We start from the raw sequence: 14,309 nt of genomic DNA on the forward strand, positions 1-14,309 counted from the left end.
TTATCTGAATAAATTGGCCTCTGGTCCCCTAAATATATGATTAGCTCGCTCTTATTTTTATAGCAAAAAGTGCTGTAAAAATTGCGCAACCAGTTCCGGCTTTTCATGGACGATCCAGTGGGTGGCGCCGGGTACGGTGTGAATCGTGAGATTTGCGATGTACTCGTCGAGCCCCTTGATCAGAACCGGTGGCAGTGCAATGTCGTCCATCGCCCAGACCACCATGGTTGGCAGGCTCACAGTCAGCATGTCGTGGGGGAGGTCCACCGCCGCAGCAGCAGGGTCTTCTGGCCGGGGTGGCCGCAAGGGGGATGCCCGGTACAGGTTGCAGCCGCCGGTCAGTCCCTGATTCCATACCTCGCGGTACTGCGCCTTGACCGCGTCGGTGAGCCAGGCCGCAGGATGGTCGCCAAAGGTATTGGTCAAAAATTCAAAAAGACGGCGGTAGTCGTCCTGCGCCAGCAAGGCTTCTGCATCCGGGCGGATGAGAAAGTTCATGTAGGCACTGGAAGCCTGCTGCTCCGGGTTCGACTTGAGTTCCCGCACGAAGGTGCCAGGGTGGGGGGAGTTGATGATGGCCAGACGCTTGGCCAGATGTGGCAACTGGTTGGCCAGATTCCAGGCCACCGCGCCACCCCAATCGTGCGCGACCAGGCAGGCCAGTTGCCCACCCTGGTGTTGCGCTTCGATCGCAATGAGGGCGGCGATGTCCTGCACCAGATGCTTGGGACGGTAGGCCTTGACGTCGGCAGGGGCGCTGGAATGCTCAAAGCCACGCAAATTGGGTGCCACGCATCGGTAGCCACCGTTTTCCGGGCGAGAGAAGTGCTCCAGCATGTAGTCCCAAACGAAGGCGCCTTCGGGGAATCCATGCAAAAACAGGAGAACGGGCCGCGCAGGGTTTCCCGCTGCTCGGCAACTCAGGGTAATGCCGTGCGGCAGAGTCCGGGAATAGGTTTCGATCATGGGAGGCGCATCCGCAAGAAGTCAAAAAGGGCTTGAGCTTAGGGGTTCCGCCAATCCGTCGCAGTCGCATTTGGGACGGCGACCAGGAGGGCCCCGTACCGGGTTGTTCATGCGACCGATGTGATGTCGGCAGCGGGATGCGCCCATTGCCACAGCAGTGTCGCTACCTCGTCAATGCCTTGGCGTTTGGTTGCCGAAAACAGCCGGACTTCTCCGCCACCGGCTTGCAGTTTCATGATGGACAAGGCCTTGTTTTGTTCAACACGTGTCAATTTGTCGGCTTTGGTGAGAATGACCAGGAACTTCAGCCCCTCTTCCACGCGGGGCCGGATGATGTCGAGCAGGATTTCATCAAGCTCTGTCAGTCCATGGCGCGGGTCGCACATCAGCACAATGGCTTTCAGGTTTTCACGCGTGACCAAATAATTGGCCATCACTTGTTGCCAGCGAATCTTGTCCGACTTGGGCACGGCGGCATAGCCGTAGCCTGGCAAGTCGGTCAGGATGGCATCTGTTACGCCCTGCTTGCCCAGTGCAAACAGGTTGATGTGCTGGGTACGCCCTGGTTTTTTGGAGGCAAATGCCAGCTGCTTTTGCTGGGTTAGCGTGTTGATGCAGGTTGACTTGCCCGCGTTGGAGCGACCAACGAACGCAATTTCAGGAACATCCAGGGCAGGCAGAAAGTGCAGTTGCGGTGCCGTTGTGAGGAATTTGGCGGTGTGCAACCAGCCCAATGCCACGACGGCCGCAGCCTTGGCATCGGTACCCGGCGGGCCTGATTTGGAGGCCGAAGCCGGTGGGTTTGAGTTGGTAGTCATTGATTAAAGGGAAGAAACCCTGGGCGCCATTGTAGAATCACGCTGTTTTGCTCACCTGACACGACATCCCCTATGAAGTTGCTTACCTCCATTTTGCTTGCTGCCTCCCTGGCTGCTCCCGCTTTTTCCACCCTGGCACAAGAGGCCAAGCCTGCTGCGCCCCACGCGGAGGTCAAGGTTGAACCGGTCAAGGCTGCCAAGCCTGATCTGGCCAAAGGCGAGGCCAGCTACGCCGCAGTGTGCGCGGCCTGCCACGGCGCAGACGGCAATTCGGGTACACCTGCCAACCCCAAACTCGCTCAACAGCACCCCGAGTACCTGGTCAAGCAACTGCAGGAATTCAAATCCGGCAAGCGCGCCAACCCCATCATGTCCGGCTTTGCTGGAACCTTGAGTGATGCGGACATGAAGAACATCGCCTACTGGGTAACTTCCAAGACGGCCAAGTCGGGTTTCGCCAAAGACAAGGAACTGGTGGCTTTGGGTGAGCGCATTTATCGCGGCGGCGTTGCGGATCGCCAAATTGCTGCGTGTGCCGGTTGCCACAGCCCTAACGGCGCTGGCATTCCTGCCCAGTATCCGCGCCTGAGCGGTCAGCATGCTGATTACACCATTGCCCAACTGACGGGCTTTCGTGACGGTACCCGTAAAAACAGCGAGCAAATGATTCAAGTGGCCGCCAAGCTGAACAACCGTGAAATCAAGGCGGTTTCCGACTACATCGCCGGTCTGCGCTAACCGCGAACCTGTGTTTCAGGTCAGTGCGTTTAGTTCCTGAGGGAACTAAACGCCAGCAGTCAACCCTAAAAGGGCAGGTCCATATTGAAGTGACCTGCTTTTTTTTTGTGTCAGTGAAGAATCCGAGAGCACGAGAATTCCCCGATGACAGTTTCCACCCAAGGTCTAGAGATCAAGTCAGGATCACGCGCACTGCGTGCCGCTGTCGAGTTGCTGTCGTCCATGCGTTTCTCGATCTCTTTGCTGACCGTTATCTGCATTGCTTCCGTGATTGGCACGGTTTTGAAGCAGCACGAACCTCTCAATAACTACGTCAACCAGTTCGGACCGTTCTGGGCGGAGGTGTTCGCCAAAGTTAGCCTGTACTCGGTTTACAGCGCCTGGTGGTTCCTCTTGATACTGGCTTTTTTGGTCACCAGTACATCCCTGTGCATTGCACGCAATGTTCCCAAGATCCTGATGGATTTCAAAACCTACAAGGAAAATATTCGCGAACAAAGTCTGAAGGCTTTTGGCCATCGGGCGCAAGCCGAGCTGGATGAAACAACTGAAGTGGCCGCCAGACGCATTGGCCAGTTGCTGGTGAGCGGTGGCTGGAAGGTCAAGCTGCAGCAGAGGACCGTGGTCGGTGCTGCGGGTGCTGAAAGCGGCTGGATGGTGGCCGCCAAAGCGGGTGCCGTCAACAAGATGGGTTACATCGCGGCACACAGTGCCATCGTTTTGGTCTGCCTGGGTGGGTTGCTGGACGGCGATTTGATCGTTCGTGCACAAATGTGGTTCAACGGTAAAACGGCTTACAGCGGCGGCGGCATGATTGCCGATGTCAAGCCCGAGCATCGCCTGAGCGAACGCAACCCGACTTTCCGCGGCAATTTGCTGGTGACCGAGGGCACGCGCTCAAGCACGGCGATCCTTAACCAATCGGATGGCATCCTGCTGCAGGAGTTGCCGTTTGCGGTCGAGCTCAAAAAGTTTATCGTCGAGTACTACTCCACCGGCATGCCCAAGCTGTTTGCCAGCGACATCATCATTCACGATATCCATACTGGCGAAAAAATCCCGGCGCGAGTGGAGGTGAATCATCCTGCCAGCTACAAGGGTGTGGAAATTTACCAGTCCAGCTTTGATGACGGCGGCTCCAGCATCAAACTCAAATCGTTGCCCATGCACAAAGGCATGAAATCCTTTGAGATTGAAGGTGTTATCGGTGGTTCGTCGCAACTGACCAACGGCGATGAAAAGATGACGCTGGAATACACCGGCCTGCGCGTCATCAATGTGGAAAATTTTGGAGGCAGTGGAGGCTCTGGCGTGGATGTGCGCAAGGTCGATTTGCGAGAGTCCATTGATTCGCGGTTCGGGGCTGCCAACAAGGCAGTTACCAAAAAAGAGTTGCGCAATGTGGGTCCCAGCATCAGCTACAAGCTGCGCGACGCTGCCGGCCAGGCGCGTGAATTTAACAACTACATGCTGCCGGTTGATATTGGCGAGGGCGTCCCGGTGTTCTTGATGGGCTTGCGGAATTCGCCGGCTGAGCCATTCCGTTACCTGCGCATTCCGGCCGACGAGCAGAGTTCCACGGATGAGTTTTTCAGGCTGCGCGCCGCGCTAGCTGACCCCGCCCTGCGTGAACTGGCGATTCAACGGTATGTCTCGCACGCGGTAGAGCCGGGCCGGACGGATTTGATCAAGCCTCTCACGGCATCGACTGCACGCGCCCTGACCTTGTTTGCCGGTGAAGAGGTGGGCAAGGATGGCAAGGCAGCCGGTGGTCTGCAGGCCATCTCCGATTTCATGGAAGCCAACATACCCGAGGGTGAGAGATCCCGGGCGGGCGAGGTGTTGGTCCGTGTCCTGAATGGCGCTCTGTTTGAATTGGCTCAAATCACCCGTGAGCGTGCGGGCTTGAAACCTTTTGAGTCCAACGACAGTACGCAAAAATTCATGACCCAGGCGGTGCTGGCACTTAGCGATGCGCAAATATACCCGGCGCCCATGGCCTTGCAGTTGACCGACTTCACCCAAATTCAGGCCAGCGTTTTCCAGGTGGCTCGTGCGCCGGGCAAAAATATTGTGTACCTTGGATGTGCCCTGCTGATTCTGGGGGTATTTGCCATGCTCTACATTCGGGAGCGGCGGTTGTGGGTATGGTTGGCGCCCCGCGAAGGAAAAGCCAGCGCCACCATGGCTTTATCCACCAACAGAAAAACCATGGATGGAGATCGCGAATTCGAACAACTGAAATCCCGGCTGATTGGAATCAAGGAAGAATGACATGACTACTGCATCGACAACTGTCGACACCACATTGGCCCTGAACGAAGGTTACTTTGCGAAGCGCAACCTGTTTGACTGGTTGTTTGCAGCCATTGTGATTGCGGGTGGCCTGTTTACTTTCTCCCGCTACAACGCCTCAATGGATGTGTACGAGAAGGGTATCTTGCTGGGGGTCATGCCCAGTGCCATCATGCTTGGCTGGTTCTGGCGCCCCTTGCGCACACTGATGCTGGCCGTGGCTGGATTTTCGCTGCTGGGTGTTGTGTCTTATCAGGGTAATCTGGCCAACGCTGACTCTGTGTTTTGGCTCAAGTACTTTTTGTCCAGTCAGTCGGCCATTTTGTGGATGAGCATGTTGTTCTTCATGAGCACGATCTTCTACTGGATAGGCATGTTTGCCCCAGGTCAGGGCGAAGCCATGTCGCTGGTTGCATCGCGCTTGCTGTGGGTTGCCGTTGGCATGGCCCTGATTGGCACCATGGTTCGCTGGTACGAGAGCTATTTGCTGGGGGCAGACATCGGTCACATCCCCGTCAGCAACTTGTACGAAGTGTTCGTGTTGTTTTGCTGGATGACTGCGGCGTTTTATCTGTATTTTGAAGCCCAGTACAAGACGCGCGCGCTGGGGGCCTTTGTCATGCTGGTGGTCAGCGCCGCGGTGGGTTTTCTGCTTTGGTACACGCTGGTGCGAGAGGCGCACGAGATTCAGCCGCTGGTGCCGGCGCTCAAGAGTTGGTGGATGAAGCTGCACGTGCCCGCCAACTTCATTGGCTATGGCACTTTTGCTTTGGCCGCCATGGTGGCTTTTGCCTACTTGATCAAGCAGCAGGCGGGCGAGACAAAGTGGTACAAGCTGGCGCCGCTTTGGCTGCTCGGCATCGTGCTGTGTTTTGAGCCGATCGTGTTTCGCAAATCGGCAGTCGGTGGCATGAGTGATTATTGGGCCGTCTACTTTGGTCTTTCGGCATTGATGGTGGGGGGCATTTTGCTGGGGCGCCGCCAGATCGCTTCCCGTTTGCCATCCTTTGAAATTCTCGACGATGTGATGTACAAATCCATTGCCGTTGGCTTTGCATTTTTCACCATCGCGACTGTGTTGGGAGCGCTGTGGGCGGCTGAAGCATGGGGCGGCTACTGGAGCTGGGATCCCAAAGAAACCTGGGCGCTCATCGTCTGGCTCAACTACGCGGCCTGGCTGCATATGCGGCTGATGAAGGGCCTGCGCGGTACCGTGGCGGCATGGTGGGCCTTGTCAGGGCTGGCGGTAACCACTTTTGCCTTCATCGGCGTGAATATGTTTCTGAGCGGCTTGCACAGTTACGGTACCTTGTAGTGGCGTAACCGGGCTGCGGCACAGAAACTATTTGTAAGAATGCACGCCGTTGCACGACAAGTCATTCAACGAGGACTGCAACATGTTTATCAAGACGAATCGGAATGGTTTTTCTCACGGAGTTTCCAGTGAGATCACGGATCGCTGCGTCTACGAAGGACGACGTGATCTGATCAAGCTGCTGGCCACTGGCGTTGCAGGCGCTGCCATGACGTCGTGGGCGTCGCGCGAGGCGCTTGCCCAGACCGCAGGTCAAACCCTAAAGCCCGGAAAACTGGCACCCCTGGCGGGTGGGAAATCAAATCTGGCGGGTGCGGTGACCATGGAAAAAGTCACCGACTACAAGGACGCCAGCTCGTACAACAATTTTTATGAGTTCGGCACCGACAAATCCGATCCTGCCAAAAACGCGCATGCGCTCAAGACCTCGCCCTGGACCGTAGAGATTGAAGGCTTGGTTAAAAAGCCCGGTAAATACGGACTGGAAGACCTGCTCAAACTCAGTGCCCAGGAGGAGCGCATCTACCGCATGCGCTGTGTGGAGGGCTGGTCGATGGTCATTCCCTGGGTGGGTTATTCCTTGTCTGAACTGATCAAGAAGGTGGAGCCGCTGGGAAGTGCCAAATATGTTGAGTTTGTCACTCAGCTGGACCCCAAAGCCATGCGTTTCGTGGACTCCCCTGTACTGGACTGGCCGTATGTGGAAGGTTTGCGCATGGATGAGGCCATGAACCCGCTGACCCTGCTGACCTTTGGCATGTATGGCGAGGTTTTGCCCAATCAAAGCGGGGCACCCGTGCGCTTGGTTGTGCCATGGAAGTACGGTTTCAAGAGCGGCAAGAGCATCGTCAAGATCCGTTTCACCGACAAGCAGCCTTTGACCGCGTGGAACAAGGCCGCGGGGAATGAATACGGCTTCTTTTCCAATGTCAACCCAAATGTGGACCATCCGCGCTGGAGTCAGGCGACGGAGCGGCGCATAGGCGAGGATGGCTTGTTCGCCAAGAAGCGCAAAACCCTGATGTTCAATGGTTACGAGGCACAGGTGGGGCAGCTTTACGCTGGTATGGATCTCAAGAAATTCTTTTGATGCGGGTGCTTGCCGCCAAGTCGGGCTCGTTCGTGGCCCGGTTTAGAACATTCTTTTTACATCGCTTTGCCAAGCCCGTCGTGTTTGGGCTGATGCTGCTGCCATTTTGTTGGCTGCTCTATGCAACCGTGAGCCAGCAATTGGGCGCCAATCCGGCCGAAGCGCTGGTGCGCGCGACGGGTGATTGGACCTTGCGCTTTCTGTGTGTGGTGCTGGCCGTGACGCCCTTGCGGGTCATCACAGGCACCCCGGCCTTGGCCCGCTTTCGACGCATGCTGGGGCTTTTTGTTTACTTCTATCTTGTCTTGCACCTGTTGAGCTACAGCTGGTTTGACATGAGCTTTGATGTGACCGACATCATCAAAGACATCGCAAAGCGTCCGTTCATTCTGGTTGGCTTCGCGTCGTTTGTGCTGCTGTCCTTGCTGGCTGCAACGTCTTTCAATCGCGCTATCAAAGCGTTGGGAGCCAAACGCTGGCAGCTTCTGCACAAGCTTGTGTATGTGGTCGCAGGGCTTGCGATTCTGCACTTTTTCTGGATGCGGGCTGGTAAAAATGACTTTGCTGAAGTGTCCGTTTATGCCTTTGTTCTGGGAGTGCTGCTGGGCTGGCGTCTCGTCCATTTTGTAAGAAAAAAGCGGTTCAAGTCCTCATGAAATCTACGCTTTAGGCTATTCAATGTATGGCAATTAAATTGTCTGGTGCTCCGCCGGGTGATGTGAGGGCAGAGCATGAGAGCCGGATCAACACCGGCGCATCAATCTTTCAGAAGATGGGTCAAGTGTTGACGAGGCTTTCTTTCTGTATTTGATCGGCAATGGTCTCGCGCTGGCGAATCAGGTGAGCATTTTTGCCCTCCACCAGGATTTCTGGTGCCCTGCCACGCGAGTTGTAATTGCTGGCCATGCTCATGCAATAGGCCCCTGCAGACAGCACCGCCAACAGGTCCCCCTGCTCTACGGCCAGCATGCGGTCATGGCCAATCCAGTCGCCACTTTCGCAGACGGGGCCAACAACGTCCCAAGTTGTCAACTCAGCCTCGCGCGAGTTCAGTGGCACGATCTGGTGGAACGCCTGGTACATAGCCGGGCGGGGCAGATCGTTCATGGCCGCGTCAATGATGCAGAAGTTTTTCTGGGGGCCAGGCTTGAGGTAAAGCACTTCGGTGAGGCAGACCCCCGCATTTCCCACCAGGGAGCGACCCGGCTCAATCATCAGCTTGCGCTTGCCAAAGCCGCGCGCATCCAGCTTGGTCAGCAGGTTTTTCCAGAGGTGCTCGGCACTGGGCGGTGTATCCCCGTTGTAGTCGATGCCCAGACCGCCCCCAAAATCTATGTGATGAATCGGGATACCCTCTCCTTCAATGGCCTGTACCAGGTCCAGCATGCGATCCACAGCATCCAGATAGGGGCCTTCCTGTGTGATCTGCGAGCCGATGTGGCAGTCAATGCCGACAATCCGCAGGCCGGCAAGCTTCGCCGCACGCTGGTAAGTGGGCACCACGCGTTCGTGAGCAATGCCAAACTTGCTGCCTTTGAGGCCGGTCGAGATGTAGGGATGCGTTTTAGGGTCGACGTTGGGGTTGACGCGAAGGCTGATGGGTGCCTGTGTGCCCAATGTCAGAGCCACTTCATTCAAGACTTCGAGTTCGGCTTCACTCTCGACGTTGAAGCAGCCAATTCCTGCTTCCAACGCACGGCGCATCTCTGCGCGGGTTTTTCCGACACCCGAAAAAATAATGCTTTTGGCCTGGCCCCCTGCAGCCAGAACACGGTCCATATCGCCTGCCGACACAATGTCAAAACCGCAACCAGCCTGCGCAAACACCTGAATTACACCCAGGGCCGGGTTGGCTTTCATGGCGTAGCAAATTTGTACATCGCGTCCCGAAAAGCCACGCTGATAGGCGGCCAGCGCAGCCAGCATGGAGCCCTTGGAGTACACAAAAAGTGGTGTGCCGTGCTCTTTGGCCAGATCACTCAAGCAGACTTCTTCCGCAAAAAGTTCCTTGCCCCGGTAGGCAAGATGGGGTTGGCCGGGAAGATTCTGAGCGCTCATTGGGATGTGGGTGTTTCTGAAGAGGGTTGGGGCTGCTTTGCGGTCGGTTCAGTGCCGGATGTGCCAGAACGCAACAGCGTTTCGGGCAGCGTGGCACGTTTGGCGGCGGCAGGTTCCGTCGGCAAATACAAGGCGCCCTGTTGGCCGCAGCCAACCAGAACCACCGTGCAGATGCCAAGGGCAATGGTACTGACTAGAATTTGAATGTTTCGAAACATGGTGAAATTGTAATGACCGACTCCGAATTCATGGACCGCGCCGAAATCCTGCTGAAAGCGGTCGAAGCCAACTGTGACCGCATCAATGACGAAACCTCGGCGGATATCGACAACCAGCGTGTGGGAGGGATGATCACGGTGGTCTTCTCCAATCGCAGTCAGATCATCATCAACCTTCAAAAGCCCTTGCATGAAATCTGGCTGGCGGCCAAGTCGGGTGGTTATCACTACAAATTTGAAAATGGGCGATGGTTGGATACCAAAGGCCAGGGAGAGTTCTTTTCCAATCTATCGCGATTTGCCAGTGAGCAGGCCAACTGCAGCCTGACATTTGTCGCCTGATGCCGCCGACGCCACACGCGTCCCTGTGGCCCGTGAGACTTCAGCCTAGTTTTTAAACAGATCGAGGATCTTTTTCTTTTCGTCCGCAGGAGGGAGTGGCTGAACAGCAGGGCCCGCAGTTCCTCCGGACCCCGCCGCCTTGTCTTCCAGCCCGACGCTGCTGACCCCTGAGCCTTTGATGTATTCGTCGTAAAACCATTCCCCGCCTGACTGGATGACACCCTCTGGCGCACTGAACTCCATCACCGGAACGTTTTTGAGTGCATGTTCCATGAAGCGAATCCAGACCGGCAAGCTCAAACCGCCACCGGTTTCACGATCACCCAGTTTTCTTGGCGTGTCATAGCCGATCCAGGTTACGGCGGCAAGCGTTGGCTGGAAGCCCGCAAACCAGGCGTCCATGGAGTCGTTGGTGGTACCGGTCTTGCCATACAAATCCGGTCTTTTCAGTGTTGCCTGAGCGGACGCGGCCGTTCCGGAGCGAGTAACTTCCTGCAGCAGGCTGTCCATGATGAAAGCGTTTCGTGCGTCAATAGCCCGCACGGATTCATCCAGCAAGGGTGGTTTGCTTTCCACCAGTACCTTGCCTTTTTGCTCCGTTACTTTTGTGATCAGCCATGGGTTGACGCGGTAGCCTCCGTTGGCAAACACCGAGTAGGCGGACGCCATTTGCATGGGTGTGACTGAGCCGGCACCCAATGCCATCGTCAGGTAGGCTGGGTGTTTGTCTTCATCAAAGCCAAAACGGGAAATCCACTCCTGTGCGTTTTGGGCACCTACGGCCTGCAAAATCCGGATTGAGATCATGTTTTTGGATTTGGCCAGGCCCCGACGCATCGTCATGGGGCCTTCAAATTTGCCATCGTAATTTTTAGGTTCCCAAGGCTGTCCACCTGTCACGCCAGCGTCGAAAAAGAGCGGTGCGTCATTGATGACTGTCGCTGGCGTGAAACCTTTTTCAAGTGCAGCGGAGTAAATAAAGGGTTTGAAGCTTGACCCGGGTTGGCGCCAGGCTTGTGTGACGTGGTTGAATTTGTTCTTCTCGAAATCAAATCCGCCGACGAGTGCCCGGATGGCGCCGTCGCGCGGGTCCAATGCCACAAAAGCGCCCTCGACCTCAGGCAGTTGCGTAATCTCCCATGTGTTCTTCAGCGTTCTTGCGACCCGAATCACGGCCCCCCGTCGAATCTTGATGTTGGGCGGGGCTTTGTCCGAAAGGCCGGACTGTGCAGGCCGGAGGCCCTCGCCGCTAATTTCGACAAGTTCACCGCTTTGGCGAATGGCCTTGATGTGTTTGGCATCCGCTTCCAGTACGACTGCCGCCATAACGTCACCGTTGTCCGGGTGCTCGTCCAGTGCCTCGTCAATGGCATCCTCAAGCTCCTGAGCGTTGGAAGGCAGGGTGACGAATTCCTCGGGGCCGCGGTATATCTGGCGGCGTTCAAAATCCATGATGCCGCGTCGCAAAGCCTTGTAGGCCACATCCTGGTCGGCGGCCCGCAATGTGGTGTAGACGTTCAGGCCACGCGTGTAGGTCTCCTCGCCATATTGAGAAAACATCAATTGCCGCACAGTTTCTGCCACATATTCGGCGTGCACTTTGGTGTTGTCCGAGCCGGATTTGACTTTGAGTTCCTGCTTTTTGGCTGCATTGGCCTGTTCTGCGGTGATGAATCCGTTTTCCAGCATGCGCTCGATGATGTGAAGTTGACGCGATCTCGCTCGTTTGGGGTTGCTGATCGGGTTGTAGGCGGAAGGTGCCTTGGGGAGTCCGGCCAGCATGGCCGCTTCTGCAATCGTGATGTCTTTGAGTTGCTTGTCAAAGTAAGCCTCGGACGCTGCCGCAAAGCCATAGGCGCGGTTGCCCAGGAAAATCTGATTCATATAGATTTCAAGAATCTGATTTTTTGTGAGAAGGTGCTCCAGTTTGAAGGTCAGCAGGATTTCGTAGATCTTGCGGGTGTAGGTCTTTTCGGAAGACAAGTACACGTTGCGAGCAACCTGCATGGTGATAGTTGATGCGCCTTGGCTTTTGACGCGTCCCAGATTGGCCAGACCGGCACGCAAGACACCCCTGTAGTCAACACCGCCGTGTTCAAAAAAGCGGGAGTCCTCAATAGCCAGCACCGCATCTGTCATGACTTTGGGGATTTCCTTGATTGGTGTCAGATGTCGGCGCTCTTCGCCAAACTCCCCGATCAGAGCTCCCTCTGAAGAAAACACCCGCAAGGGCAGTTTCGGACGGTAATCCTGCAAATCCGAAATATCCGGTAGATTGGGAAATGCCACCGCGAGCGCAATCGCCACGATGATCAGGATGGACAACAGCCCGGCCAAGGCCAGACCACCGCCCCAAAGCGCGATGCGCAGTAGCCAACTCAATGCCGTGGCGCTGGTTTTGGCGTTGTGGGCGTTGCCGGATTCATTGCTGGGTGGTTTAGAGGACATAAAATAAATTCCGGATACGCGCTGTCATTATAAAAATAGTCGTTTGGGAGCATCGGCGCGGTAGTATCCAATATTGTTGCCGCTTAGCCCTTTGCTGTGTGTTTGTCGCTTTCCCTGCGCATTACCTGATGTTAAAGCGTCTGCTTTTGGCAACGCTCGTATTCCCGAAAAATTGAAAAAACCTTTGCGGGACAAGGAGCTTACTGATAGCATTCAAGTGAAGTCTTAAGTTTCGCTGATCTTTGATTAGCCTGTTTCAGGAGATAGTCTTGATCTCTTTGGGGTCCTTGTTTAGCCGTCAACCAGCGCCCATGTTGGGTTTGGATATCAGCTCGTCCAGCGTCAAGCTGGTGGAGCTTGGTCGAGACAAGTCCGGGAATCTGGTCCTGGAGCGATGTGCGATTGAACCGCTTGAGCGCGGATGGATTACAGACGGCAATATTGAAAAATTTGATGAAGTGGCTGAGGCTGTTCGCCGTCTGGTCAAGAAGAGTGGGACCAAGACCAAGAATGTGGCCATGGCCTTGCCGCCTTCAGCTGTTATTACCAAGAAAATCATTCTTCCCGGAGGCATGTCCGAACAGGAGTTGGAGCTACAGGTTGAAACTGAAGCGAATCAATACATCCCGTTTCCTCTGGAGGAAGTGTGCCTTGACTTTTGCGTTGTGGGTCCCAGTGCGACATCAGCGGGGGATGTCGAGGTCCTGATTGCCGCATCGCGCAGGGAAAAAGTTCAGGATATTCAGGGTCTGGCAGAAGCTGCCGGTTTGAAGCCCGTCATCGTTGACGTTGAGTCGTATGCATCCCGTTTGGCAACAGGTCGCTTGATAGAAAGTCTTCCCAATAAGGGTGCCGGGGCCATTGTGGCCCTGTTTGAAGTGGGCGCCTTGACGACCAGTATGCAGGTCATTCGAGACGATGAGGTGCTGTACGACCGGGATCAGGCATTTGGTGGTGCGCAATTGACGCAGCTTATCGTGCGGCAGTATGGATTTTCACTGGAAGAGGCGGAAAGCAAGAAGCGCAGTGGGGAGTTGCCGGACGACTATGAGTCGAGTGCTTTGCGTCCTTTTATTGAGAGCATGGTGCAGGAAATAGGACGTGCATTGCAGTTTTTCTTCACCAGTACGCCTCACAACAAGGTTGACTATGTGATGTTGGCTGGCGGCTCGGCAGCATTGCCTGGTTTGACGGCTGCTGTGACGCAGCACACATCTTTTGCCTGCAGTCTGGTCAACCCGTTTGATGGTATGGAGATTGGCGAGGGCGTTCGTTTGAAGAAAATGACGCGCGAGGCGCCGTCGTACCTGACATCATGTGGGCTGGCTTTGCGGAGGTTCATGCAGTGATTCTTATCAACCTGCTCCCGCACCGTGAGGCTGCACGCAAGCTGCGTCGGGATGTATTTAATGTCAGCCTCGGAGTTTCAGCCTTGGTTGGCGGTTTGCTTGCGGGTCTCATTTTTCTTTGGTTTCAGGCGCAGATATCTGCGCAGCAAGGAAAAAATCGGCTTTTGCAGACCGAAATCCAACGCTTTGACAACCAAATCAAGGACATTGCGGGGCTTGAGGCTGAGATCGCTGCCTTGCGGGCACGCCAGCAGGCTGTGGAGGATCTGCAGGCAGACCGTAATTTGCCGGTCCATTTGCTGACCGAGTTGGTCCGGCAGTTGCCTGATGGTGTCTATATTGCCAGCATGCGCCAGGAAAATCAGAGTGTGACCCTGCAAGGTGTTGCGCAGTCCAATGAGCGCGTATCAGAACTGTTACGTAATTTGGGAAGCAATACGCCCTGGTTTTCCAAGCCGGAGTTGATTGAAATTGTGGCTGGCTCAGTGGCATTGACGCCGCGGGATCAGCGCCGTGTGGCTAACTTTACGATTCGAGTGCGATTGACTCGCGCCAGTGAGGCCGAGAAAATGCGTGCAGCCGCGAGTGCGGCAATCTCTGCGCAGGGAGTTGCTTCCACTGCAGTGGCGCCGACGATTGCCGCATCAACTCCTGTTAAGAAATAGGAGCAGA

Annotated in this window: 13 protein-coding genes; 8 read left to right on the top strand and 5 right to left on the bottom strand. The window is 55.6% G+C overall.

The window, feature by feature from the left end; genetic code table 11:
* Positions 1-57: 57 nt before the first annotated feature.
* Complete coding sequence (locus IV109_RS05230) at positions 58-966, bottom strand: alpha/beta hydrolase (protein WP_296693276.1); 909 nt, start codon at positions 964-966, stop codon at positions 58-60.
* A 107-nt stretch (positions 967-1,073) separates the two neighbouring features.
* Positions 1,074-1,784 (bottom strand): ribosome biogenesis GTP-binding protein YihA/YsxC, encoded by a 711-nt coding sequence (yihA, locus tag IV109_RS05235; protein WP_296693279.1) that lies wholly within the window; start codon positions 1,782-1,784, stop codon positions 1,074-1,076.
* 72 nt (positions 1,785-1,856) lie between these two features.
* Here yihA and IV109_RS05240 point away from each other — a divergent pair, with 72 nt between their 5' ends.
* From IV109_RS05240 to IV109_RS05260, 5 genes are all read left to right on the top strand, one after another.
* Complete coding sequence (locus IV109_RS05240) at positions 1,857-2,522, top strand: c-type cytochrome (RefSeq protein WP_296693282.1); 666 nt, start codon at positions 1,857-1,859, stop codon at positions 2,520-2,522.
* A 144-nt stretch (positions 2,523-2,666) separates the two neighbouring features.
* Positions 2,667-4,796 (top strand): cytochrome c biogenesis protein ResB, encoded by a 2,130-nt coding sequence (locus IV109_RS05245; protein ID WP_296693285.1) that lies wholly within the window; start codon positions 2,667-2,669, stop codon positions 4,794-4,796.
* Position 4,797: 1 nt separating this feature from the next.
* The gene (gene ccsB / locus IV109_RS05250) at positions 4,798-6,132 is read left to right on the top strand and encodes a c-type cytochrome biogenesis protein CcsB (RefSeq protein WP_296693287.1); all 1,335 of its coding nucleotides are present in this window, start codon (positions 4,798-4,800) and stop codon (positions 6,130-6,132) included.
* A gap of 82 nt (positions 6,133-6,214) precedes the next feature.
* On the top strand, positions 6,215-7,222 hold the full coding sequence (msrP, locus tag IV109_RS05255) for a protein-methionine-sulfoxide reductase catalytic subunit MsrP (protein ID WP_296693289.1): 1,008 nt from the start codon (positions 6,215-6,217) through the stop codon (positions 7,220-7,222).
* Positions 7,222-7,878, top strand: a complete 657-nt coding sequence (locus IV109_RS05260) for a protein-methionine-sulfoxide reductase heme-binding subunit MsrQ (RefSeq protein ID WP_296693291.1) — start codon at positions 7,222-7,224, stop codon at positions 7,876-7,878. Before msrP ends, IV109_RS05260 begins: the two co-directional genes overlap by 1 nt.
* 121 nt (positions 7,879-7,999) lie before the next feature.
* Here the strand turns inward: IV109_RS05260 and lysA are convergent, their stop codons facing one another.
* Together lysA and IV109_RS05270 are read right to left on the bottom strand one after the other, a co-directional pair.
* Positions 8,000-9,280, bottom strand: a complete 1,281-nt coding sequence (lysA, locus tag IV109_RS05265) for a diaminopimelate decarboxylase (RefSeq protein WP_296693293.1) — start codon at positions 9,278-9,280, stop codon at positions 8,000-8,002.
* Positions 9,277-9,498 (bottom strand): lipoprotein, encoded by a 222-nt coding sequence (locus IV109_RS05270; RefSeq protein ID WP_296693295.1) that lies wholly within the window; start codon positions 9,496-9,498, stop codon positions 9,277-9,279. Before IV109_RS05270 ends, lysA begins: the two co-directional genes overlap by 4 nt.
* A gap of 12 nt (positions 9,499-9,510) precedes the next feature.
* Here IV109_RS05270 and cyaY point away from each other — a divergent pair, with 12 nt between their 5' ends.
* Positions 9,511-9,840, top strand: a complete 330-nt coding sequence (gene cyaY / locus IV109_RS05275) for an iron donor protein CyaY (protein ID WP_296693299.1) — start codon at positions 9,511-9,513, stop codon at positions 9,838-9,840.
* Positions 9,841-9,885: 45 nt separating this feature from the next.
* Here the strand turns inward: cyaY and IV109_RS05280 are convergent, their stop codons facing one another.
* The gene (locus IV109_RS05280; protein ID WP_296693301.1) at positions 9,886-12,288 is read right to left on the bottom strand and encodes a penicillin-binding protein 1A; all 2,403 of its coding nucleotides are present in this window, start codon (positions 12,286-12,288) and stop codon (positions 9,886-9,888) included.
* A gap of 269 nt (positions 12,289-12,557) precedes the next feature.
* On the opposite strand from IV109_RS05280, the gene IV109_RS05285 reads away from it, so the two are divergent.
* Positions 12,558-13,637: a pilus assembly protein PilM gene (locus IV109_RS05285; protein ID WP_296693303.1), complete on the top strand. Its 1,080-nt coding sequence runs from the start codon at positions 12,558-12,560 to the stop codon at positions 13,635-13,637.
* On the top strand, positions 13,634-14,302 hold the full coding sequence (locus tag IV109_RS05290) for a PilN domain-containing protein (RefSeq protein WP_296693306.1): 669 nt from the start codon (positions 13,634-13,636) through the stop codon (positions 14,300-14,302). Before IV109_RS05285 ends, IV109_RS05290 begins: the two co-directional genes overlap by 4 nt.
* Positions 14,303-14,309 lie beyond the last annotated feature (7 nt).

This window comes from Rhodoferax sp., assembly GCF_018780565.1.
Classification (GTDB): Bacteria; Pseudomonadota; Gammaproteobacteria; order Burkholderiales; family Burkholderiaceae_C; genus Rhodoferax.

Bases quoted from the DNA above. Each gene is read 5' to 3' on its own strand.
- msrP (WP_296693289.1), top strand. From the start codon at position 6,215: ATGTTTATCAAGACGAATCGGAATGGTTTTTCTCACGGAGTTTCCAGT.
- IV109_RS05280 (WP_296693301.1), bottom strand. From the start codon at position 12,288: ATGTCCTCTAAACCACCCAGCAATGAATCCGGCAACGCCCACAACGCC.
- lysA (WP_296693293.1), bottom strand. From the start codon at position 9,280: ATGAGCGCTCAGAATCTTCCCGGCCAACCCCATCTTGCCTACCGGGGC.
- cyaY (WP_296693299.1), top strand. From the start codon at position 9,511: ATGACCGACTCCGAATTCATGGACCGCGCCGAAATCCTGCTGAAAGCG.
- IV109_RS05240 (WP_296693282.1), top strand. From the start codon at position 1,857: ATGAAGTTGCTTACCTCCATTTTGCTTGCTGCCTCCCTGGCTGCTCCC.
- IV109_RS05245 (WP_296693285.1), top strand. From the start codon at position 2,667: ATGACAGTTTCCACCCAAGGTCTAGAGATCAAGTCAGGATCACGCGCA.
- IV109_RS05230 (WP_296693276.1), bottom strand. From the start codon at position 966: ATGATCGAAACCTATTCCCGGACTCTGCCGCACGGCATTACCCTGAGT.
- IV109_RS05270 (WP_296693295.1), bottom strand. From the start codon at position 9,498: ATGTTTCGAAACATTCAAATTCTAGTCAGTACCATTGCCCTTGGCATC.
- yihA (WP_296693279.1), bottom strand. From the start codon at position 1,784: ATGACTACCAACTCAAACCCACCGGCTTCGGCCTCCAAATCAGGCCCG.
- IV109_RS05260 (WP_296693291.1), top strand. From the start codon at position 7,222: ATGCGGGTGCTTGCCGCCAAGTCGGGCTCGTTCGTGGCCCGGTTTAGA.
- ccsB (WP_296693287.1), top strand. From the start codon at position 4,798: ATGACTACTGCATCGACAACTGTCGACACCACATTGGCCCTGAACGAA.